Genomic DNA, 20,782 nt, shown 5'->3' on the forward strand with positions numbered 1-20,782 from the left:
TGTTATGTCCAATGTGACGCCCCCCATGCCCACAGGGCTGGGTTCTGATCTTGTTAAAGGCTATGCCGTCCCTTCGGGGGCGGCGGATGAGCTGTTTGACAAAAGCGGTCAGATGCGGCCCGTCTGGACGAATTTCATCAACCACATATCCAGCCTGAGCGCCGATCAGCTTGGCGTCCGTATCGCCCATGGCGATCAGTATCTGCGCGATGCAGGCGTGTATTTTCGCCGTTACTCCGGCACCTCCCCGGATGAACGCGACTGGCCGCTCAGCCATATTCCGGTCTTGCTGCACGACGACGACTGGCAACAGATAACACGCGGGCTGATCCAGCGCGCAGACCTGCTGGAACATGTCCTTACTGATATTTATGGCGCGCAAACGCTGGCGAGTACCGGGCAAATTCCCGCCGAACTTTTGGCGCAGAACCCCGAGTGGCTGCGCCCGATGGTGGGCATTGTTCCGCGCTCGGGCTATTTTCTGCACCATCTGGCGTTTGAGATCGGGCGCAACCCCGACGGGAGCTGGTTCGTACTGGGCGATCGGACGCAAGCCCCCTCTGGCGCGGGATTCGCGCTGGAAAACCGGCGGGCGACTTCGCGGGTGTTCTCGGATTATTTCACACGTACGAATGTGCGCCGACTGGCCGGTTTTTTCCGGGATTTTCGTGATACCCTGCGTGCCCATGCCGGCAGCAGCAGCGATGCCGCCATCCTGACCCCGGGGCCGGGCACCGACACCTATTTTGAACATGTTTATATCGCGCGCTATCTGGGCTTGATGCTGCTGGAGGGCGAAGACCTGACCGTGCAGAATGGTCAGGCAATGGTGCGCACTGTTTCCGGGCTGCGTCCCATCAACATGCTGTGGCGACGGCTTGATGCGCCCTTTGCCGATCCGTTAGAGCTGGACGAACACTCGCATATCGGCACGCCGGGTCTGGTCGGCGCATTGCGTGCAGGCAATTTGTCGATGATCAATGCTCTGGGCAGCGGTGTTATGGAAACCCGTGCGCTCATGGCCTTTCTGCCACGCATTGCCAAAAGCGTGCTGAACACCCCGCTGATATTGCCCAATATCGCAACATGGTGGTGCGGTCATGCGGCCGAGCGTGCTTATGTCAAAGCTCAGGCCGGGCGGCTGGCTTTCGGATCTGCCTTGTCCACTGGCCTGCCCTATGATCGCGACTCGGGCACCAGTGCAGCCAACGCGGCGCCGCCACCGGGGCAGGATCTTGCCGCATGGATCGACGCACAAGCGGGGAACCTTGTTGCCCAGCAGTCTGTCAGACTATCGACGACACCGGTTTACGAAAACGGCAGGCTGGTGCCGCGCCCGATGACCATCCGCGTCTTTCTGGCGCGTACTGACAACGGATGGCAGGTCATGCCCGGCGGATATGCCCGCATCGGGAAAAACCGCGAAACCACGGCCTTGGGGATGCAGGGCGGCGGCTCTGTGGCGGATGTCTGGGTCGTTTCAGACACCCCCGTTCCCCGCGAAACCCTGTCCCCCGCCAAGGGCAGCTATCAGCGCGTCCCCGAGGGCGCATTGCCAAGCCGGGCTGCCGACAACCTTTTCTGGCTGGGGCGCTATGTCGAGCGTGCAGAGGGCACAATCCGCCTGCTGCGCGCCTACCACCTGCGACTGGCAGAAACCGACGACCCCGAAGACCCAAGCGTGGCCTATCTGGCGTCATATTTACTGGGGTGGGGTGTTGACCCGACGCAACCAATCCCCGAAGCCCTAACGACTGAGATCGGAGCCGCCACGAACTGCGCTTCGAAAGTGCGTGACCGCTTTTCCGTCGATGGCTGGACCGCCCTGAACGACCTGACGAAATCACTTGGCAAGCTGGCCGTGACGGTCGAGCCCGGCGATGATTGCGCCCGAGCCATGGGCGTTCTGCTTCGCAAGCTGTCCGGGTTTTCCGGCTTGGTGCAGGACAACATGTATCGCTCCTCCGGCTGGCACTTTCTAGAATTCGGGCGCGCATTGGAGCGGGTATCAGAGATGGCGTCAGCGCTGGCCAGCTTTACCGATCCCGACGCACCTGAGGGGTGTCTGGACGTCGCAATTGAACTGGGGGACAGTGTGATTACCCATCAACGGCGCTATCTTGTCGATCCGAACCGCCAAAGCGTGATCGACCTTCTCGCATTAGACCGGTGCAACCCCCGTGCAATTCTGTTTCAGATCGACACGCTGCATGATCTTATCCCGGCCTTACCGTTCGGCAGACCGGCGTCTCAACACGCCCCTCTTTCCGAACAGATTGAACAGCTTCAAACCAAACTTGGGTCAATTACGCCGGACGCGCTAAGCCAAGCGCAGCTGACCGACATCGGCAACGCGATGGCCGAGCTGTCAGCCAGCCTGACCACAGCCTATCTGAACTGAAGCGGAGGGGCAAAGATGCAGTACGACATCAAACTGGTGCTGGAAAATACCTATCCTGATGCGACCGGGGTCGCCCGCAACCTGATCCATGTGATGCCGTTGCACAAGCCGGGACAGCAGGCGCTTCTCTCCGGCTCCATCACAGTATCGCCACGCCCGGACGAACGCCGCGACAGTTGCGATTTCTTTGGAAACACCGTGACCGAGATCGCCTTTCGCAGCCCCTTGGCAGCACTGAGCGTTACTCTGTCCGCGCGCGTTGAGCGCTTTGCTGTTCCCGAGCCGCAAGATGCTCAATCCTGCCTACTCGAACATCTCGGGCCAGAGCTGAAGGCCACGCAAACCGTTGCGCCCCATTCGCCGCAGCATTTCCTGTCAGCCTCGCCGCGCGTGGCAACCAGCCCAGCCATGACCGCCTTTGCCTTTGAGACCACTCGCCCTGGGATGCGTACGTTGGAAGCGGTCCGTGCTGTCGGGCAGCGACTTCATAAGGAAATGCGCTTTGATGCAGGGGCAACCGATGTGGATACGCCGCCTGAAACCGCCTTTGCCAACCGGCATGGCGTGTGTCAGGATTTCAGCCATGTGATGATTGCCTGCCTGCGCGGGCGCGGTATTCCCGCAGGTTATGTCAGCGGCTTCCTGCGCACGAGTCCGCCCAAAGGGCGGCCCCGGCTGGAGGGCGCAGATGCGATGCATGCTTGGGTTCGCGCCTGGTGCGGCACAGGATTGGGATGGGTGGAATACGACCCGACCAACGATCTGTTCGTCGCCGAAGACCATATCGTTGTCGCGTATGGCCGGGACTATTCCGAAGTCGCCCCACTGCGCGGTGTGCTGCGCACATCAGGCGCGCAAAGCAGCAGCCACAGGGTGGATGTGAAGCCACTCGCATAGACGCGGTCGTTCCTCGCCCACCCTGTTCCACCCTTATGTCAATTGGCCATCGCGCGGGTGATGATCAGTTTCTGAATGTCCGATGTGCCTTCATAGATTTGGCAAACACGGGCATCGCGGTAAATCCGCTCGACCGCGAAATCCTGCATATAGCCGTAGCCACCAAAGGTTTGCAGAGCCGCAGAAATGATCCGCTCTGCCGCTTCCGAAGCAAAAAGTTTCGCCATCGCCGCCTCGGTCAAGCAGGGCATTCCGGCATCCTTCATCCGCGCCGCATTCAGCACCAACTGCTTCGCCGCCTCAAGCTGCGTGCGTGCATCAGCCAACCGAAAGCCCACCGCCTGATGCGCCATCAAGGGCTGCCCAAATGAGGTGCGCTCCTGAGCATAGGCCACAGCAAGATCCAGCGCCGCGCGGGCCATGCCAACCGATTGCGCAGCGATTCCAATACGCCCAGTTTCCAGACTGGACAGAGCGATACGATATCCCTCACCCTCTTTGCCGATGCGCATATGCGCGGGCACGCGCAGCCCCTCGAACCGCAGCGCGCAAGTATCCGAGCAACGCTGCCCCAGTTTTTCCTCGACCGAAGTGACGTGATAGCCAGGGGTGTCAGTGCTGACCAGAAAAGCGGTGATCCCGGATTTGCCCTCGGCCCCCTCCATCCGCGCAAAAACGACGACCCATTCAGCGATCTGACCGGAGGTTATAAAGGCTTTCTCGCCGTCGATCACATAGTCATCCCCGTCCCGCCGCGCGCGGGTGCGGATCGCTGAGGCATCTGATCCGGCGTGGCCTTCGGTCAGGGCAAAGCCGCCAATGAATGCACCTGCCGTGGCAGGACGCAGAACCTCTTGCTGCTGCTTGGTCGAACCGTAGCGCTGCAATATCGCGTTGAACGGTGCATTGTGCACGCTCATCACAGTAGAAATCGCGCCGTCCCCGGCAGCGACTTCGATCAGCGCCAGCGCATACGAGACATAGTCCGCGCCAACACCACCAAGATCCTCGGGCACGGTCATGCCAAGAAAACCCAGCTCTCCCATTTGCGCCAAAATCTCGGGAGCGATCGTCTTGGTCTTGTCCCGCTCCGCCGCACCCGGTGCCAGAATATCGCGCGCGAACCCGCGTGCCATATCCTGAATCAGCTGCTGCTCCTCTGTCAGAATCGTCATCTAGTATCCTCCCATTCCTCATTGCCCTATGGCGGGCATTGAGAGTGTTTTCGCAGAAACCAAACCGAGCACACAGCGCTGTTTTTGCAAAACTATGGTGGCCAAGGCGGATTTGTCCGCCCAAAAAGGCAAAACGCGCCCTCGGGAGGGCGCGTTTTGAGCAGAAAACCAGTGTCGCGGAAGTTACCAGTCCGTCGGCCCCTTGTCGGCGAATTCATGCACTAGGAAATCGATGAAGGCCCGCACCTTTGGCTGGGTGAACCGACCCGGCGGATATACAGCATAAATGCCCTGCGTTTCGACCGGAAGGTCGGGAATCGCATCCTCGATCAGCCCTTTTTCCATCGCGTCTGCGTAGAGAAAGCTCGGGAGATACGCGATACCAAGACCTGAAATTGCGGCATTCAGCAAGGATTGCCCATCGTTCACACTCAGCCAGCCCGCAGTACGCACCTGACGCTTTTCGCCCGATGGCGCGGTCAGTTTCCACACGTTCCCGTTCGACTGGTTCGAATAGTGAAGTAGCTTATGCTCGTTCAGGTCGTCGATCTTCTGCGGGCGACCATATTTCTTGAAATAAGCCGGGCTTGCGATCATCCGCTTAGTTGTTTCAGTCAGCTTGCGGGCGCGCAGGGTGCTGTCTTCCAGCTCTCCAATACGCACGGCCATATCAAAGCCTTCGCTGATCAGTTCAACATAGCGGTTATTCAGGACCATGTTGACCGTGATGTCGGGGAATTCCGACAGAAATTCACCCAGCACCGGGCTGAGATGATTGACGCCGAAATCAGTTGCGACGCTGATCCGCAGCAGGCCGGACGGGGCCGATTGCATCGAGGTCACCAGCGCGTCGGCCTCGCCTGCGTCATTCAGAACACGGCGGGCACGGTCGTAATAGGCCAGACCGATTTCAGTCGGGCTGACACGGCGGGTGGTGCGGTTCAGCAGACGCGCGCCAAGGCGGGCCTCTAGGCTGGAAACATGCTTGGAAACGGCGGACTTCGAGATCCCCATCTTCTTGGCCGCATCGGTAAAGCCACCCTGATCCACAACTGTGGCGAAGGCTTCCATTTCGGTCAGGCGATCCATTTTGTTTCCCTTTTCACGACACTTCTCAGCATCAAGGTATCGCGGGGAAATCAGGCATGACTGCGGCAAGGGTCGGACAATATCAGGGTTTTGTCGAAGATCGTCCGAGCTGCGGAAACAGGGAAACAACGCGTTTCCGACAGGGGGGGGGGTGCCCCACACCGCCAGACGGCGCGGGGCAAAACAGAAAAGCGCCTACAGTGCGGCTGCCAAACGTGTCCCCTGATCGATGGCGCGCTTGGCATCCAGTTCGGCAGCGACGTCCGCGCCGCCGATGACATGGCAAGTCACGCCTTCGGCCTCCAGCGCATCGGCAAGGCTGCGTTCGCTCAGTTGGCCCGCACAAAGCACGATTGTATCGGCTGCGATAAGCGTGGGGTTTTCGCGGGCTTCGCCAAAGCTGACGTGCAAACCGGCGGCGTCGATCTTTTCGTAGTTCACGCCGCCAACCATTTTGACGTCTTTCATCTTGAGTGCGGCGCGGTGGATCCAGCCGGTGGTTTTGCCCAGCCCCTTGCCCAATGCCTTGGACTTTCGTTGTAGCAGCGTGACCTGACGCACGGCCGCATCGGGCTGTGGTCCGTCGGGGACCAGACCGCCGCGTTGGACTTCGGGATCTGTCACGCCCCATTCGCGCATCCACTCTGGTAGATTCAGCGTGGGGCTGTGGTCCGTCACCAGAAATTCCGCCACATCAAAACCGATACCACCCGCACCGATGATCGCGACCCGTTCACCGACCGGCGCCTTATCCGCAAGCACGTCAATATAGCTGAGGACATTGGCGCCATCCTGTCCGGGAATTCCGGGGTCGCGCGGCACAACACCGGTGGCGATAATCACCTCGTCGAAATCTTTGAGCGTATCGACTGTGGCCTGCACGCCCAGCTTCACCGTGATACCCGCATCCGCGACCATGACCTCGAACCAATCCACAAGGCCGTGGAATTCTTCCTTGCCCGGCACTTGGCGCGCCATGTTGAGTTGACCACCGAGGCGGTTGGATTTGTCGATAAGCGTGACCTTGTGCCCCCGCTCTGCCGCAGTCAGCGCCGCTGAAAGACCCGCCGGACCTGCGCCAACAACGGCGATGGTTTTCGGCACCTCAGCGGGGTTGATGACCAGATCAGTCTCGTAGCAGGCGCGGGGATTGACGAGGCAAGATGAAATCTTGCCACCGAAAGTATGATCCAGACAGGCCTGATTGCAGGCAATACAGGGCGCAATCCGGTCGGCCTTGCCCGCCGCCGCCTTGGCCACAAAATCTGCATCCGCCAGCATCGGGCGCGCCATTGAAACCATATCGGCGCAACCCTCGGCCAGCACTTGCTCGGCCACTTCCGGTGTGTTGATCCGGTTCGAGGTAATCACCGGGATCCCCACCTTCCCCATCAGTTTCTTGGTCACCCAAGCGAATGCCCGACGCGGCACCGAAGTTGCGATCGTGGGCACACGCGCCTCGTGCCAGCCAATCCCGGTGTTGATGATGGAGGCGCCCGCCTTCTCGATCTCTTGCGCCAACTGCACCACCTCGTGAAAGGTGGATCCGTTGGGCACAAGGTCGATCATCGACAGCCGGTAGATGATGATAAAATCAGGCCCCACAGCGGCGCGGACGCGTTTGACCACCTCTATCGGCAGACGCATCCGGTTCTCATAGGCCCCACCCCAACGGTCGGTGCGCTTATTGGTGTGCGTGACAAGAAACTGGTTTAGGAAATACCCCTCAGAGCCCATAACCTCGACCCCATCATAGCCCGCCTTCTGCGCCAGCGCTGCACTGTTGGCGATGTCGGCGATCTGTTTCTCGATCCCTTCCTCATCCAATTCTTTCGGTGGGAAAGGCGAGATCGGCGATTTCACCGGCGAGGCGCTGACACATTCCGGGCTATAAGCATACCGCCCTGCGTGCAGAATTTGCATCGCAATCCTGCCTCCGGCCTGATGCACCCGCTCGGTGACAATCCTGTGGTTGGCCACGTCGGTATCGGTCATCATACCTGCCGCACCGGGCAAAGGTCCCCCCTCGCGGTTGGGTCCAATGCCACCCGTGACGATCAGGCCAACGCCCCCGCGTGCGCGTGCGGCATAGAATTCTGCCACACGGTTCCAGTCTTTGGTTTCCTCAAGCCCGGTGTGCATCGAGCCCATCAGAACGCGGTTCTTCAGCGTGATATGGCCCAGATCGAGCGGGGCCAGTAGGTGCGGATAATTGGTCATTGCGTGCCTCCCTGATTTGACCGGTATCTGGCCAAAGCGGACGCGGCTTGTCACCCCCTACGCAGCGTCAGTAAGGTTTGCCATCCGGCAAACTGGGTTTGGGCGCTCACGCCGTTGGGCAGGACGAAATCACCGACACTTCACGACAACATTTCAGGCACGACTGCCTAGGCCGCTCTACATCGTCTCCAGACAATGCCGCCGAAAGGCGCGTTTAAGCATGTCCAACTCTTCACGCAGCAGATTGACCTCGGAGCGAATGTCATCGGCCAGCGCCTCGCCAGAGAGAATGGCAAAACTTTCCAGCGTTTCACCAGTCCCCACATCACGGATCAGGAAGGTCTGCACGCCGTCTGACAGAAGATCGACCGGGATCGGAACGCGCACCACCCAATGCCCCTGTTCGCGATCCTCGATCACCTCCAGCCCTGGCACCGCATGCTCCAGATGGGTCACTTCAAGGCGCGGCAAAAGGTTGTCCATCGACGAAGAGGTCAAGAACCCCTCCCAGACCCCTTCGAACAACCGGGTCTTGGTCAGCACCAGATCAGTCATCGCGCTTGCTCCTTACAACTCGGCCCGCGGGCGGCGGCTAAAGGTCAGATCCCGCAGAACCACCTGATTCATTTCGGGTCCCTCAAAGATCAGATCCAGCCAAGCCTTTTCGACTCGTTTTTCGTTCAGCTTAGTATAGGCCAGATCGAATTCGACCATGATATCTTCTTCATGCAAAGGTAGCTCTCGAACAATCTGTTCAGTGTTCGGCCCGTGTCGGATATTCAGCCGGGCAAAGATCTCCAGCGGCTTTTCCATCTCGACAATCGTATCCATGCGGATCAGGTGCCGCCGTTTCAGCCCCTGCACCGCCTCGGGCGGCAGGTCGATCACCAGCGACAGGAACGATCCGTCAAAGCGGAACACATCCATCCGCAACCCGAACGGGGCCAGATCCGCTTCGCGCGTGTTGCGCAGCTGGCGCAGGGTCAGCTCGGAAAAGACGCAATCGTGAAAAAGCGTAACCTCGCTACCGAGCGTGCTTTTATTCTCGACCGCAGACATACCCGGCACCGGCAATGGCCCGCGCCACAATTCTGGACGCCAGGACCAATCCGAGCCCTGCGGTTTGCGAAACGTGGTCGAGCCGATCATTGGCAGGGCCAGACGACTGTCGGCAACATGGATCAGTTGATCCAGATGAAGCCTGAGCTGCCGGGCCTGATTGCTGCGCCTTCGCAGCTGCGTGAGGTTGCTGGTACTTGCCTCGCGCGCGATCTTGGCCCACCGGCGTAGAATACGCCGAAAGATTGCCGCTTTTAGAATGCCGCCCCTAAACCGTGCCATTATTTACCGGTCCTGTTCTCTGCTCTTGATCCTGTTGTAACCGAAAGGTGTTTACAGAAACAAACGCCCAAATAGCTTATTCAGCCCCGTTGGGCGATCTTTTTCGTCAATCCGCTCATCACTCGCCGGGATCTCACCTTCCTTCGAAGCGTCCGCTGCAGATTTTGCAGGAGGTTTTGCAACGACGACGGGCTTTTGCGTCGCATCACTTCCCGCTGGACTGTTTGCTCGGATCTGTTCGGCCAGTTGCATCAAGAGCACCAACCCCGGCTCCCCAGTGACCGCGCTATTCTTCGCTCCATACAGCGCCAGCCCCACCATCTTGCCATTGATGATCATCATCCCTCGCCAATGTCGAGGATCCCCTGTTTGCGACAGCGCCTCGGTGGCCACGACCTGTACCACCGCCAGGCCATCGCCATTGATCCGCTGCAAGACCTTTCGATCCCCCAATGCCGCTGCAATCTCCTCTACATTCGGCTGAGAGGTCGTGCTGGCGCGGTCCACTACGGCAACGGTCAGGATCGCAGGCTCGACCAGAACTCCGCTAACCTGGCCAGTCAATTCAGCGCAAGCAGCCATCAGCGCGAACCCACCGCCCGGCTTTTCGCGCAGGCTTTTCTTCTCGATGCAATAGCCCGTCGGCGGCACCACCACCACCGCGCCGCTGGCCAGCGGCGCGCGATGCAGCACCGTCAACTCGTCTGGGTGCTGAGCGAACGACATCCCGTCCTCGTTGGCCAGACATCCAGACAGCGCAGCGGAAAATGCCACGCCTAGAACCAGACGTGAAACCCGCTGGGTTAAGGCCTTACAGATCGATGCAAACATACAGCTCGGCCTCGCCACCCCGGTAAGTCACCGCACCTTTGCGAGGCGAGACAACCAACGGCACGTCTTTCCAAAAGGCACCACAGGCACGTTGCGCCTGACGTTGATCATCCTGATTGCGATCTTGCCCCATCGCGCGTTCGTCAGTCACGGTGATTGTGGTAAATTCGCGCGGCGCACCGAGAGCCTGCGGGGTCAGCGCAACGCTGCATGGCGTGACTTCGTTCGGGCAGGTGGCCACACCAACCAAAGACTGGCCCCCTTCGTGGCGCGCGCCCTTCATTGCGTACATACAGGACCAATGCCGCTCGCGCTTCATACCATTGATCACAAAACGGCCGCCCAGCTTGGACCTGTCGAAATGCCAGTTCGTGATCATGACCGCCTCCCGGAAATACTCAAAAACGGAATAAACAAGCCCCCGCAGTGGCACAAGCCTGTTTGCCCCCGCCCGCCGCCCCTGTCCCTCGTGCCAAAAGCGCACTAAAAGCCAACCAGACGCCTCGCTTTCACATTTTCCAAATATCCCTGCCCGAGACATGCCCCTGCCCTACGCCGCTCATCTCCGTTTTGTCGCCCCAGCCCGCAGCCGGTCCGAACCCTGGCGGCTGGCGCTTGGCATCGTGATGGTCGTGGTGATCTATATCGGGCTACTTTGGGCGGTGCAGGCCATTGTCATGACGGTGCTGTCACCTGACGCCTACCTGATGTTTCGGCAAAGCACAGCACGGGGCGCGACCGCGGGCGGAGCGCTGTTCATCCTCGGCTCTTTCGCATGTCTAGCGGTTGCGATCATGGCCGTCGCGCATCAGTTGCATGGGCGCGGACCGGCCACACTGGTCGGACCGCCGCGCCTTGCTTTGCGGCAGGGCGTGACCGTCCTGCTGGGATTGACCATGCTGTTTACCGCGATCTGGCTGCTGCCCCCGTCGGAGGTCGGCCCGAGCGCGGAACAGACGCTTCCAGTACTGGATTGGGCGGTACTGCTACCGCTTTCGATCCCGGCATTGCTGATACAGACCACAGCCGAGGAACTGGCCTTTCGGGGCTATATTCAACAGCAACTGGCGGCGCGGTTCCGATCGCCGCTCATCTGGATGGGGTTGCCAGCCTGCTTGTTTGGCCTGATGCATTACCGCCCTGAGGCCGGGGGCAATGCACCGCTGTTGATGGCATGGGCGGCACTATTCTCTCTGGCGGCGGCCGATCTGACCGCGCGGGCAGGCACACTCGGCCCAGCCATTGTACTGCATTTCGCCTCGAATGCCACGGCAATCTTGTTTGTGTCATACGACTCAAGCCTTTCAGGCCTGGCTCTGCATCAGCAGCCGCTGGATTTGGCCGATACCGACGCCCTACGCCCGATGTTTCTGGCGGATTGCGCAACGCTTTTGCTGTGCTGGCTGACCGCTCGCCTGATTCTGCGGCGCTAGGAAGCTACGCATGTCTTACCTGCCTCATCGCGCATTCATCTCTCCGGCGTTGCCAACTGCCGATCTACCGCGGTTGATCATTGGCGTGGTTGCAATCGAGTTGATCTATGGCCTTTGTCTTGACGTGATCGCGATCGGCCTGACGGCCCTGCCCACAGACCTGTCCAACAGCTATTACTATGGCACCACGCCCGCTGGCCTTCTGGCGCAGCTATTGAGCTTTGGCTTTCTGGCGGGGGCCATCGCATTCGTTGCAAGGTTTCTGAACCGGCGGACGTTTCGTTCGCTGATCGGCGCGATTGGCCCTGCAGTGCATCAATTCCGGGTGACGCTTGTTGTCTGTCTGACGCTGTTTGCTGCAATTGAGTTGCTGCCGCCCTATTGGTCCACAGCCGGAGCGGAGCCCCGTTCGCCCGTGTTGTGGCTGATGCTCCTGCCACTGTCATTTGTTGCGCTGACGGTGCAGACGGCCGCCGAAGAGCTACTCTATCGCGGGTATGTGCAGCAGCAGTTGGCGGCACGGTTCAATACCCCGTGGATCTGGCTAACGCTGCCCAATCTGCTTTTCGCGACCGCTCATTGGGACAGCACTGCGGCCATGTCTGACGCCGTGCAATATATGGTCTGGGCCTTTTGTTTCGGGCTTGCCGCGTCAGACCTGACGGCGCGTACCGGTACGTTGGGGGCTGCGGTCGGCTTTCACTTAGCCAACAATCTCTATGCCTTTTTGTTTTTCGGCGAGGCCGGAAGCCCTGATTCCGGATTGGCCCTGTTGCTTTTTCCGCCCGAAGAACCACTCCTGATCCCGATCGCAGGCGATGCGCCCATTCTGTCGCTCTCACTGCTGGTCGAACTGTCAATTGTCGCCCTGATGTGGCTTGTTGCCCGCGTGGCGCTGCGCCGCTGATTGCATTTCGCTTGCGACCGGCTTATCTGACTGACCAACAACGGTCTAACGGGGGCATATCGCCAATGAACTGGATCACCAATTACGTCCGCCCGCGGATCAACTCGATTTTTTCGCGCCGCGAGGTGCCCGAGAACCTGTGGACGAAATGTGACGAATGCGGAACGATGCTGTTCCACCGCGAACTGACGGACAACCTGAACGTTTGCACCACTTGCGGCCATCACATGTCGATCACGCCACGTGCCCGGTTCGAGGCGCTGTTTGACGCCGGTATTTTCTCGGAAATTTCGGTACCCGAACCGCTGACCGACCCGCTGCATTTCCGCGATCAGAAGAAATATCCCGACCGGATGAAGGCTGCGCAGAAATCCACCGGCGAGAAAGAGGCGATGCTGGTCGCCACCGGGGACATCGGCCGAACGCCAATTGTGGCCGCCGCGCAGGATTTCAGCTTCATGGGCGGATCCATGGGCATGTATGTCGGCAACGCGATCATTGCGGCCGCCGAAGAAGCCGTGAAGCTGCAACGCCCGCTGATCCTGTTTTCCGCCGCGGGCGGCGCGCGGATGCAGGAGGGTATTTTGTCTCTGATGCAGATGCCGCGAACCACCGTGGCGGTGCAGATGCTGAAAGAGGCCGGACTGCCATATATCGTTGTGCTGACCCATCCCACGACAGGCGGCGTAACCGCTTCCTATGCGATGCTGGGCGATGTGCACATTTCCGAGCCGAACGCGCTGATCTGCTTTGCCGGGCCGCGCGTGATCGAGCAGACTATTCGTGAAAAGCTGCCCGAAGGGTTCCAGCGGGCCGAGTATCTGCTGGATCACGGGATGCTGGACCGGGTCACTCCGCGCCCCAATATGCGCGCCGAATTGATCGGGATTGTGCGGATGCTTTTGCGGCTGCCGCCCGCAGTCATGGGCGATCTACCCGCGCCTGCAGCGGAAACGGAAGTCGCTGGCGCGCCGCTGACTGATACGGAGATGCCCAAGGCGCCCCCCGCGACCGCACCTGCCACGAAAAAATGAACACGCCCACATCCGACGCCATTCTTGCCCGGATGATGGCGCTGCATCCCAAAATCATTGATCTGACGCTGGACCGAATGTGGCGGCTTCTGGCGGCACTGGGCGATCCGCAGGACCATTTGCCACCGGTGATCCATATTGCGGGTACCAATGGCAAAGGCAGTACGCAGGCTATGATCCGTGCCGGGCTTGAGGCCGCAGGCAAGAACGTGCACGCTTATACCTCGCCGCATCTGGCGCGGTTTCACGAGCGTATCCGGCTGGCTGGCGCATTAATTGACGAGGCCCACCTGACCGCGCTGCTGGATGAATGTTACGCCGCCAACAAGGGCGAGACGATCACCTATTTCGAGATCACGACTTGCGCCGCGCTGCTGGGGTTTGCGCGGGTTCCGGCGGATTACACGTTGCTTGAGGTTGGCCTTGGCGGACGGTTGGATGCGACCAACGTGATTGCCCGCCCAGCATTAACGATCATCACCCCGGTCTCGATTGATCATGAAGCATTTCTTGGAGATACGCTGAGCAAGATTGCCGGGGAAAAGGCAGGAATCCTCAAGCGCGGCGTGCCCTGTGTTGTCGGCCCACAGCCCGACGAGGCCATGGATGTGATCGAGGCCAAAGCGTCGCGACTGGGAGCCCCTTTGTTGGCCCATGGGCAGCACTGGCACTGTTTTGAAGAACGTGGACGGATGGTGTTTCAGGATGAGGCTGGCTTGCTGGACCTGCCGCTGCCCAACCTGCCCGGTGCTCATCAGATCCAGAATGCCGGGGCGGCCATTGCAGCGCTGCGCCAGCTCGGCCAGACCGAACAGGCAGCTGAGGCTGCGGTAAGCCGCGCGTTCTGGCCCGCGCGAATGCAGCGATTGCGGCAAGGGCCTTTGGTAGAAGCTGCGCCGGAGGCCGAACTGTGGCTGGATGGCGGGCACAATCCCGCTGCCGGGCTGGCGCTGGCGGCGCATCTGGCGACATTGCCGAAACGGCCGACCTATCTGATTTGCGGAATGCTGAACACAAAGGACATTACCGGATATCTGTCGCCGATGGCACCGCATGTGGCCGGTTTGACCGCTGTGTCGATTCCCGGTGAGTCCAATACCCTGCCCGCCGAAACGACTGCCAAGGCCGCCACCCGCGCCGGAATAAGCGCAAGCACCGCCGACAGCGTAACGCGGGCGCTGATGGCGATTACCACGCGGGAGCCGAGGGCGCGTATTCTGATTTGCGGCTCGCTGTACCTGGCGGGCCACGTGCTGAGGGAAAACGGCTAAACCTGTACCCGGCTGAATTTGGTGCCACGCTCGTCTGACAGGCACCCGCGCGGGCTTCGCAAGGTCATGCAGCCGATTCGAAGAAAAACGAATCACCGCTGTTGACTGATTCGCAGCGATTCGCCTATGGTCGAAACAAGATGTTTTGTGGCGATATGGTCGCCCTTCCGCAGGCACAAGCGATCAAGCAGTGCCACAGGAAAACAAGGTTGGCAGGCAGGCAAATCAGAGGGGCCGATTCAACGGCCCCCTTTTTTCCGACTACTTATTCAGCCTAGGCGTCGGTCGCCCATTCTTCGGACTGCATCTCACGTAGGCGGCTGGCCGTGCGCTCAAATTCGAACACGCCTTCACCTTCGAGATAAAGGCTTTCTGGATCCGCTGCGGCAGAACAGATCAAACGAACTTTGGCCTCATAGAGCGCGTCGATCAGAGTGACGAAGCGTTTGGCCTCGTTGAAATTGTTGCGGCCCAGGCAAGGGATGTTTTCCAGCACCAGCACTTTGATAGCATCTGCGAGAGCCAGATAATCCGCGGCACCCAGCATCCGGCCGCACAGGTCATAGAATGAAGCACGCGCAACGCCGTTGCGGAAGGCGGGGATTTCTACCTCGCGGCCTTTGACTTTCAGCACCAGTGGCGCGGCGTCGCCACCGCTGAGGTGTTCCCAAACTTGCTGGATGGAGTGGCGTGCGCTATCGTCAATGGGCGTGAAATAAACCGGGGCGCCGCTCAGGCGATCTTGGCGATAATCGCGCGGGCTGATCAATTCCCATACCACCATCTGCTGCTTCAATATCTCGATGAAGGGCAGGAACAGCTGCCGGTTCAGACCGTTTTTGTACAGATCATCAGGCAGGCGGTTACTGGTGGTGACCACCACCACGCCCGCTTTGAACAAAGCCTCAAACAGCCGCCCGACGATCATCGCATCGGTGATATCGGTGATCTGCATCTCATCAAAAGCCAAGACTTTGACCTCGGCCGCAACTTTGGCGGCGACCGGGGCCAGAGAATCCTCGATGCCGGATTGTCGGGCGGCGTGCATTGCGGTGTGGATTTCCTGCATGAAGGCGTGAAAATGTACGCGCCGTGCGGGCACATCGAGATGCTCGATGAACAGATCCATCAGCATGGATTTTCCGCGCCCCACGCCCCCCCAGAGGTACAGCCCCTGTGGCGGGGGCGGTGCCTTCCGGAACAGCCCCTTTTTCACCGGCGTATTCACCGCCGCGTGAATACGTTCGAACTCTGGCAGAACGGCCTCTTGGGCGGGGTCTGCGTGGTACTCGCCGCGAGCCACACGGGCCGCGTATGTTTCCTGGATGCGCGTCATGCCCACGGCATACCGCGCTGCCGCGACCAAGGAAAGGTGGGCTGTTCACTTGGCACCGCTTCGGGACGGATTGCGGCATCTGGTCACTTGAAAGGGCATTCTGACATCACGATGTGTTCAACAAGTGCTACGCCCGACGCCAAAGCGGTTGGCCCGGATGTGAGTGAACCGCCTAATTTTTGCAGCGCCACCACCATTTTGGAGAAAACCATGAACAAGTTCGTAGTCACAATTTTTCCCGACGAGAAAACCGCATATGAAGGGTTCCGCGCACTGCAGGAGCTGAGCGAAGAAGGTAGCATTTCGCTGTTCAGCAATGCCGTGGTGCTAAAAGACGCCGAAGGCGCAATCGAGGTCAAGAACGTGCAGACCGAAGGCCCGCTTGGGACGGCCATTGGCGCCGTTCTGGGCGGGCTTGTTGGACTGCTGGCCGGACCGATTGGGGCGGTGGCTGGTCTGGCAGGCGGGGTCATGGCAGGTGGTTTGTACGACCTATATAATGTTGGCGTGTCGAACACTTTCGTCAAATCTATCACCGATGAGCTAAGCCCAGGCAAGGCTGCGGTTATTGCCGAGGTGGCTGAAACATGGATGACCCCACTCGATACCCGGATGGAGGCGTTGGGCGGCATTGTCGTACGGAGCTTTCGTCACGATGTCGAAGACCAGCAGATCACGCGTGAAATTGACGTACAAAGCGCCGAATATCATCGGTTGAAATCTGCCGTCAGCCATAAAGCAATCGAAACCGAGGGGAACCTGCAGGTGCGCTTGGACGCGACCAAGAAGACGCTGAAAAACCTTGCTCACAAGGCCGAAGAAAAGATCGGAACCCTGAAAGAAGAGTTAGAGGTTCGCGCCGAGATCATGGAAAAACAGGCCAAGAAAACCTCGGGCGATGTTCAAAAACGCGTGGGTGAGCAACTCGCGGAGTTGAAAGATGATTACGAGAGCCGTCGTGACAAACTTGAAGCGACGGCGAAAAAGGCACGTGACGCGCTGAAAAGGGACGACTGAGAGTAACACCCAGCATCCCGGATACAGTTCTTGGCGCTGGGTGTTACTGATTTCACGAATTGACGTTATGGGTGTTTGGCCTACTGTGCCCCTTCGCACAGGAGTTTCCCAATGGATCGCAAAATCCCGCTTTTCACCCCCGTACTGATCGTGGGCTGCATCATCATTCTGGTCAATTTTGCGATCAGGGCCAGCTTTGGCATGTTCCAGATTCCAATTGCGCAGGAATTTGGCTGGCTACGTGCCGAATTTTCGCTCGCAATCGCGATTCAGAACCTGGCGTGGGGGTTTGGGCAGCCGCTGTTCGCCGCCCTGGCCGAGAAGATCGGGGACCGCAAGGCAATCGTTTTAGGGGCGATGACCTATGCGGCGGGGCTGGTGCTATCTTCGTTTGCCGTCACGCCGCAGGCCCATCAGCTCTATGAGGTGCTGGTCGGATTTGGCATTGCGGGCACCGGTTTTGGCGTCATTCTGGCGGTTGTTGGCCGGGCATCGTCGAACGAAAATCGCTCGATGTCTCTGGCGATCGCGACGGCTGCGGGATCTGCGGGGCAGATTTTCGGCGCGCCAGTGGCCGAGTGGCTGCTTGGGTTCCTCAGCTGGCAAAACGTATTCTTGATCTTTGCCGCTGCGATCATCCTTGTGATGGCGTTTTTGCCCCTGATGCGTAGCCCGAAACCCACCGCGTCGCGGTCTGAGGTCGAAGAAAGCATGGGGCGTATTGTGTCGCGCACGCTGCGGGACCCGTCCTACGCGATGATCTTTCTTGGCTTTTTCTCTTGCGGGTATCAGTTGGCGTTTATCACCGCGCATTTCCCGGCATTCGTGACCGAGATGTGCGGCCCTATTCTTCCAGGTGGGGCGCTGCACTCGCTGGGGATCACAAGCACCTCAGCGCTGGGGGCGGTGTCGATTGCGGTGATCGGATCGGCCAATATTGCGGGCACATTGCTAGCCGGGTGGCTAGGAAATCGATATTCGAAGAAGTACCTGCTGGCGACGATATATGCGTTGCGCACGGTGGTTGGCGCCGCGTTCATCCTAACCCCGATAACCCCGGTGACGGTGCTGATATTCTCAGTCGCGATGGGCTCGCTATGGTTGGCGACGGTGCCGCTGACCTCGGCTTTGATCGCGCAACTGTATGGGCTGCGGTATATGGGCACGCTATATGGCATCGTGTTTTTCAGCCATCAGCTGGGCAGCTTCATGGGCGTCTGGTTGGGGGGGCGGATGTATGACCTCTATGGCAACTACACCACAGTTTGGTGGATTGGGGTCGGTGTCGGGGCGTTTTCGGCCCTCGTGCATTTGCCAGTTCAAGAAAAACGGTCGCCGCTGGCGGCTTAGGCTTCTGCCACATCTGCAGCGATGGCATCCACGACCTGATCCGTATGCGTATAGGTCAGGCCATGGCCAGCGCCGTCAATAACCTCGTGCCGGGCGGCGTGGTTCCATTGCGCCAGAACGCCCATGGCGCGGATCGGAATTGCGCTGTCATCACGCCCCCAGACCGCAAGCACCGGCACGCCTGCCGCACCAATGGCGCGATGCTCGGCCTCCAGCGGGGTGCTGAGCATGCCGCGCAGCGAGGACAGGATCGCAGGCACGAAACCGCAATAAGTCAGTTCGTTTTGCTGCTTGTCCACGATCCGCTCGACCGAGCTGGGCAGGGCGCGTTCCGCCTCGGTGCCTTTGCGGTGATTGCGCGCAAAGAATGTCAGCATTAACCAGTCGCCAAGGATCGGAACATTGCGGGTGATCTTGGCAAGCAGCCCAAGATCATGCCCCATGCCCGCAGGCGCCAGCAGGATCAGACGGCGGATCCGACCGGGGTGTTCGGCAGCAAAGGCCGTGGAAATCGCGCCGCCCATCGAATACCCCAACAACGTGATGTCATCTGCCACGCCTTCGGTCGCCAGTAGGTCTTCGAGTTGACGCAGGAAAAATGCGCGGTCCTGAAGCCCTTTGGGCCGGTCCGAAAAGCCCCGACCGTAGAGGTCATAGATCAGCACCTGAAAACCCATCGCAGCCAGTCCTTTGGCAACCCCCTCCCACACGAACGAGGGAGTTGTCAGACCGTGCACACAGACCGCCACCGGACCGCGTTCCGGCCCGATCCAGCGAAAGTGCGTGATCCCCTGCGACAGGTTGACGAACTCGCCGGGCGCCTGTTCGCGGGCGCGGGCATTCATCGGTTGTTTCAGCGCTTCGCGCACGAAAGGCGCTACCAGAATAAGCGCAAGAACGCCAAGGGTCCATGTCATCGAGCAGCTCTCCAGCGGTCCAGGATATAGCGGCTGGTCATCAGGTCCAGATGCGCACCGCCGCCGTTTTTGAACAGGGTGATTTCTTCGGCGGTTTGGCGGAGGAACTGAGCAGGCTGATAGTAGTCAGCCACGAGGTGATCGCGAGAGATCACGCCCCGATCCAGAGGAATTTTGACCTCGCCGATATGACCAACTGTGGTGTCAAAACTGTCAACGAAAACGCGGGCACGGGCGATGGCATCGTCATCGGCCTCGCGCATATCGGGGCGGTAGGCGCCGATCAGGTCGATATGCTGACCGGGACGCAGCCACGCGCCTTTCAGCAACGGCTCCGTGCTCATGGTGGCCGAGGTGACGATGTCAGCGGCACGCACGGCAGTTTCCAGATCGTCGGCCACGGCCATCCCCGGATACTCTGCGGCCATCGCTTCGGCATTGGCGCGGGTGCGGTTCCAGACGGTAAAATGCGCCTGCGGGAAGGCCGCGCCATAAGCGTCACGCAGCGAACGGCCAACGGTCCCCGCGCCGACAATCAAGATCTCGCGGCTGTCAGGGCGTGCCAGACGGGTCGCGGCCAGCAGGCTGTCGCCCGCAGTTTTCCATTTGGTGACAAGGTGGAAATCCACCAACGCCTCAAGCATGCCATCGCTGTCGGAATACAGACTGACCGCCCCGTTGACCATCGGCTTGCCCTGTGCGGGATTGCCGGGAAACACAGTGGCAGATTTGACCGCCAACCCCAACCCATCGATCCACGCAGCGCGGTTGAGCAACGTGTCGGGTGTGCGGTACAAGAAAGTATCAGCAATTTCGGCCTTGGGCAGCGTATGCCCAACCGCAAGCGCCTGTGTCAGGCCGATCCAGTCGAGCAGGGCTTCGCCCTCTGCAAAGGGAATGATGGGAAAACTCATGCGGCCTCGCTTTCAGAGAGAACGCCGTGGGCGATCAGACAGTCGGCCCAGCCTTGCGCGCCCTCGAACAGGTGTGTGTACCAGCCGCGTGCACCAGCGGCTGCTATATTTTCGGACCGGTCATCAGTGAACAGCAACGTATCCGGGGCAAAGCCGCTGGCCTGCTCAAGCGCCTCGTAAATGGCGGGATCAGGCTTGATCAGCCCCATATGGCCCGAGATGAATTTCTGGTCGAACTCTTCGAGGAAAGGATAGTGGCGCCGGGCAATCTCGAACGTTTCGATCCCGAAGTTTGACAGCGCCAGAACCGGAACACCCTTGCCGCGCAGCGCCCTCAGCAGGCGAATGGAGTGCGGGATTTCGGGACTCGCCATTTCAATCCAGCGATCATGCCACAGGTGGATTTCGTCACGGAAAGCCGGATATTGATCCGCAGCGCCAAGGATCGTGTCAGTAAAGTTCTGGCCCCGGTCCACCTCGTCGTTGAGCACGTGCAGGGGCACGGTTGCGAACAGGTCCTGCCTGCGGGATGGCCCCACTTGGCGGTCAAAGAAGCGTTCTGGCTGCCACTCGATCAGCACATTTCCGATATCAAACACGATGGCTTGCAGTGTCATCCCCTGCTCCGGTTTCGGGGCGCACGCGCCCG

19 protein-coding genes are annotated in these 20,782 nt (G+C 59.8%); 8 read left to right on the top strand and 11 right to left on the bottom strand.

The genetic code is table 11. The features are described from left to right. Positions 1-25 precede the first annotated feature (25 nt). The gene (locus tag BSF79_RS07870; RefSeq protein WP_090269310.1) at positions 26-2,401 is read left to right on the top strand and encodes a circularly permuted type 2 ATP-grasp protein; all 2,376 of its coding nucleotides are present in this window, start codon (positions 26-28) and stop codon (positions 2,399-2,401) included. A 15-nt stretch (positions 2,402-2,416) separates the two neighbouring features. Beyond that, on the top strand, positions 2,417-3,298 hold the full coding sequence (locus BSF79_RS07875) for a transglutaminase family protein (RefSeq protein WP_090269311.1): 882 nt from the start codon (positions 2,417-2,419) through the stop codon (positions 3,296-3,298). 38 nt (positions 3,299-3,336) lie between these two features. Here BSF79_RS07875 and BSF79_RS07880 read toward each other — a convergent pair whose 3' ends face one another. The 7 genes from BSF79_RS07880 to BSF79_RS07910 all read right to left on the bottom strand — a co-directional run bounded on the left by BSF79_RS07880 (position 3,337) and on the right by BSF79_RS07910 (position 10,333). Next, positions 3,337-4,473, bottom strand: a complete 1,137-nt coding sequence (locus BSF79_RS07880; protein WP_090269312.1) for an acyl-CoA dehydrogenase family protein — start codon at positions 4,471-4,473, stop codon at positions 3,337-3,339. Positions 4,474-4,656: 183 nt separating this feature from the next. Then, entirely contained in the window at positions 4,657-5,562 is a 906-nt protein-coding gene (locus BSF79_RS07885; RefSeq protein WP_090269313.1) for a LysR family transcriptional regulator, read from the bottom strand. A gap of 195 nt (positions 5,563-5,757) precedes the next feature. Next, on the bottom strand, positions 5,758-7,782 hold the full coding sequence (locus BSF79_RS07890; RefSeq protein ID WP_090269314.1) for an NADPH-dependent 2,4-dienoyl-CoA reductase: 2,025 nt from the start codon (positions 7,780-7,782) through the stop codon (positions 5,758-5,760). A gap of 177 nt (positions 7,783-7,959) precedes the next feature. Next, the gene (locus BSF79_RS07895; protein WP_090269315.1) at positions 7,960-8,337 is read right to left on the bottom strand and encodes a hypothetical protein; all 378 of its coding nucleotides are present in this window, start codon (positions 8,335-8,337) and stop codon (positions 7,960-7,962) included. A 12-nt stretch (positions 8,338-8,349) separates the two neighbouring features. Further along, the gene (locus BSF79_RS07900; protein ID WP_090269316.1) at positions 8,350-9,123 is read right to left on the bottom strand and encodes a DUF6478 family protein; all 774 of its coding nucleotides are present in this window, start codon (positions 9,121-9,123) and stop codon (positions 8,350-8,352) included. A 51-nt stretch (positions 9,124-9,174) separates the two neighbouring features. After that, positions 9,175-9,954, bottom strand: coding sequence for a hypothetical protein (locus BSF79_RS07905; protein ID WP_139246401.1), 780 nt, complete (start codon positions 9,952-9,954; stop codon positions 9,175-9,177). After that, positions 9,935-10,333, bottom strand: coding sequence for a hypothetical protein (locus BSF79_RS07910; protein WP_090269318.1), 399 nt, complete (start codon positions 10,331-10,333; stop codon positions 9,935-9,937). The genes BSF79_RS07905 and BSF79_RS07910 overlap by 20 nt, the downstream gene beginning before the upstream one ends. 160 nt (positions 10,334-10,493) lie before the next feature. On the opposite strand from BSF79_RS07910, the gene BSF79_RS07915 reads away from it, so the two are divergent. The 4 genes from BSF79_RS07915 (at position 10,494) to BSF79_RS07930 (ending at position 14,599) form a co-directional block, all read left to right on the top strand. After that, on the top strand, positions 10,494-11,387 hold the full coding sequence (locus tag BSF79_RS07915; RefSeq protein ID WP_090269319.1) for a CPBP family intramembrane glutamic endopeptidase: 894 nt from the start codon (positions 10,494-10,496) through the stop codon (positions 11,385-11,387). 10 nt (positions 11,388-11,397) lie between these two features. Further along, positions 11,398-12,294, top strand: a complete 897-nt coding sequence (locus tag BSF79_RS07920) for a CPBP family intramembrane glutamic endopeptidase (protein ID WP_090269320.1) — start codon at positions 11,398-11,400, stop codon at positions 12,292-12,294. 65 nt (positions 12,295-12,359) lie between these two features. Further along, on the top strand, positions 12,360-13,328 hold the full coding sequence (gene accD, locus BSF79_RS07925) for an acetyl-CoA carboxylase, carboxyltransferase subunit beta (RefSeq protein WP_245776346.1): 969 nt from the start codon (positions 12,360-12,362) through the stop codon (positions 13,326-13,328). Next, positions 13,325-14,599, top strand: coding sequence for a bifunctional folylpolyglutamate synthase/dihydrofolate synthase (locus BSF79_RS07930; RefSeq protein WP_090269321.1), 1,275 nt, complete (start codon positions 13,325-13,327; stop codon positions 14,597-14,599). The genes accD and BSF79_RS07930 overlap by 4 nt, the downstream gene beginning before the upstream one ends. Positions 14,600-14,873: 274 nt before the next feature. On the opposite strand, the gene zapE is transcribed toward BSF79_RS07930, so the two are convergent. Next, entirely contained in the window at positions 14,874-15,935 is a 1,062-nt protein-coding gene (zapE, locus tag BSF79_RS07935) for a cell division protein ZapE (protein ID WP_090269322.1), read from the bottom strand. Between the two features lie 36 nt (positions 15,936-15,971). Here zapE and BSF79_RS07940 point away from each other — a divergent pair, with 36 nt between their 5' ends. Together BSF79_RS07940 and BSF79_RS07945 are read left to right on the top strand one after the other, a co-directional pair. Further along, on the top strand, positions 15,972-16,952 hold the full coding sequence (locus BSF79_RS07940; RefSeq protein WP_139246402.1) for a DUF1269 domain-containing protein: 981 nt from the start codon (positions 15,972-15,974) through the stop codon (positions 16,950-16,952). Positions 16,953-17,063: 111 nt separating this feature from the next. Continuing rightward, a complete protein-coding gene (locus BSF79_RS07945) occupies positions 17,064-18,302 on the top strand; it encodes an MFS transporter (protein ID WP_090269324.1) in 1,239 nt (412 codons plus the stop codon). On the opposite strand, the gene BSF79_RS07950 is transcribed toward BSF79_RS07945, so the two are convergent. The 3 genes from BSF79_RS07950 to BSF79_RS07960 are packed head-to-tail and all read right to left on the bottom strand — an operon-like array spanning position 18,299 to position 20,750. Then, the gene (locus BSF79_RS07950; RefSeq protein ID WP_090269325.1) at positions 18,299-19,219 is read right to left on the bottom strand and encodes an alpha/beta fold hydrolase; all 921 of its coding nucleotides are present in this window, start codon (positions 19,217-19,219) and stop codon (positions 18,299-18,301) included. The two genes, BSF79_RS07945 and BSF79_RS07950, sit on opposite strands and share 4 nt — an antisense overlap. Further along, positions 19,216-20,133 carry an ornithine cyclodeaminase family protein gene (locus BSF79_RS07955; protein ID WP_090269326.1) on the bottom strand — a complete coding sequence of 306 codons (918 nt, stop codon included), beginning with the start codon at positions 20,131-20,133 and terminating at the stop codon, positions 19,216-19,218. Before BSF79_RS07955 ends, BSF79_RS07950 begins: the two co-directional genes overlap by 4 nt. Beyond that, positions 20,130-20,750, bottom strand: coding sequence for an HAD family hydrolase (locus BSF79_RS07960; protein WP_090269327.1), 621 nt, complete (start codon positions 20,748-20,750; stop codon positions 20,130-20,132). The genes BSF79_RS07955 and BSF79_RS07960 overlap by 4 nt, the downstream gene beginning before the upstream one ends. Positions 20,751-20,782 lie beyond the last annotated feature (32 nt).

This window comes from Thalassovita taeanensis (assembly GCF_900110775.1).
Classification (GTDB): Bacteria; Pseudomonadota; Alphaproteobacteria; order Rhodobacterales; family Rhodobacteraceae; genus Litorimicrobium; species Litorimicrobium taeanense.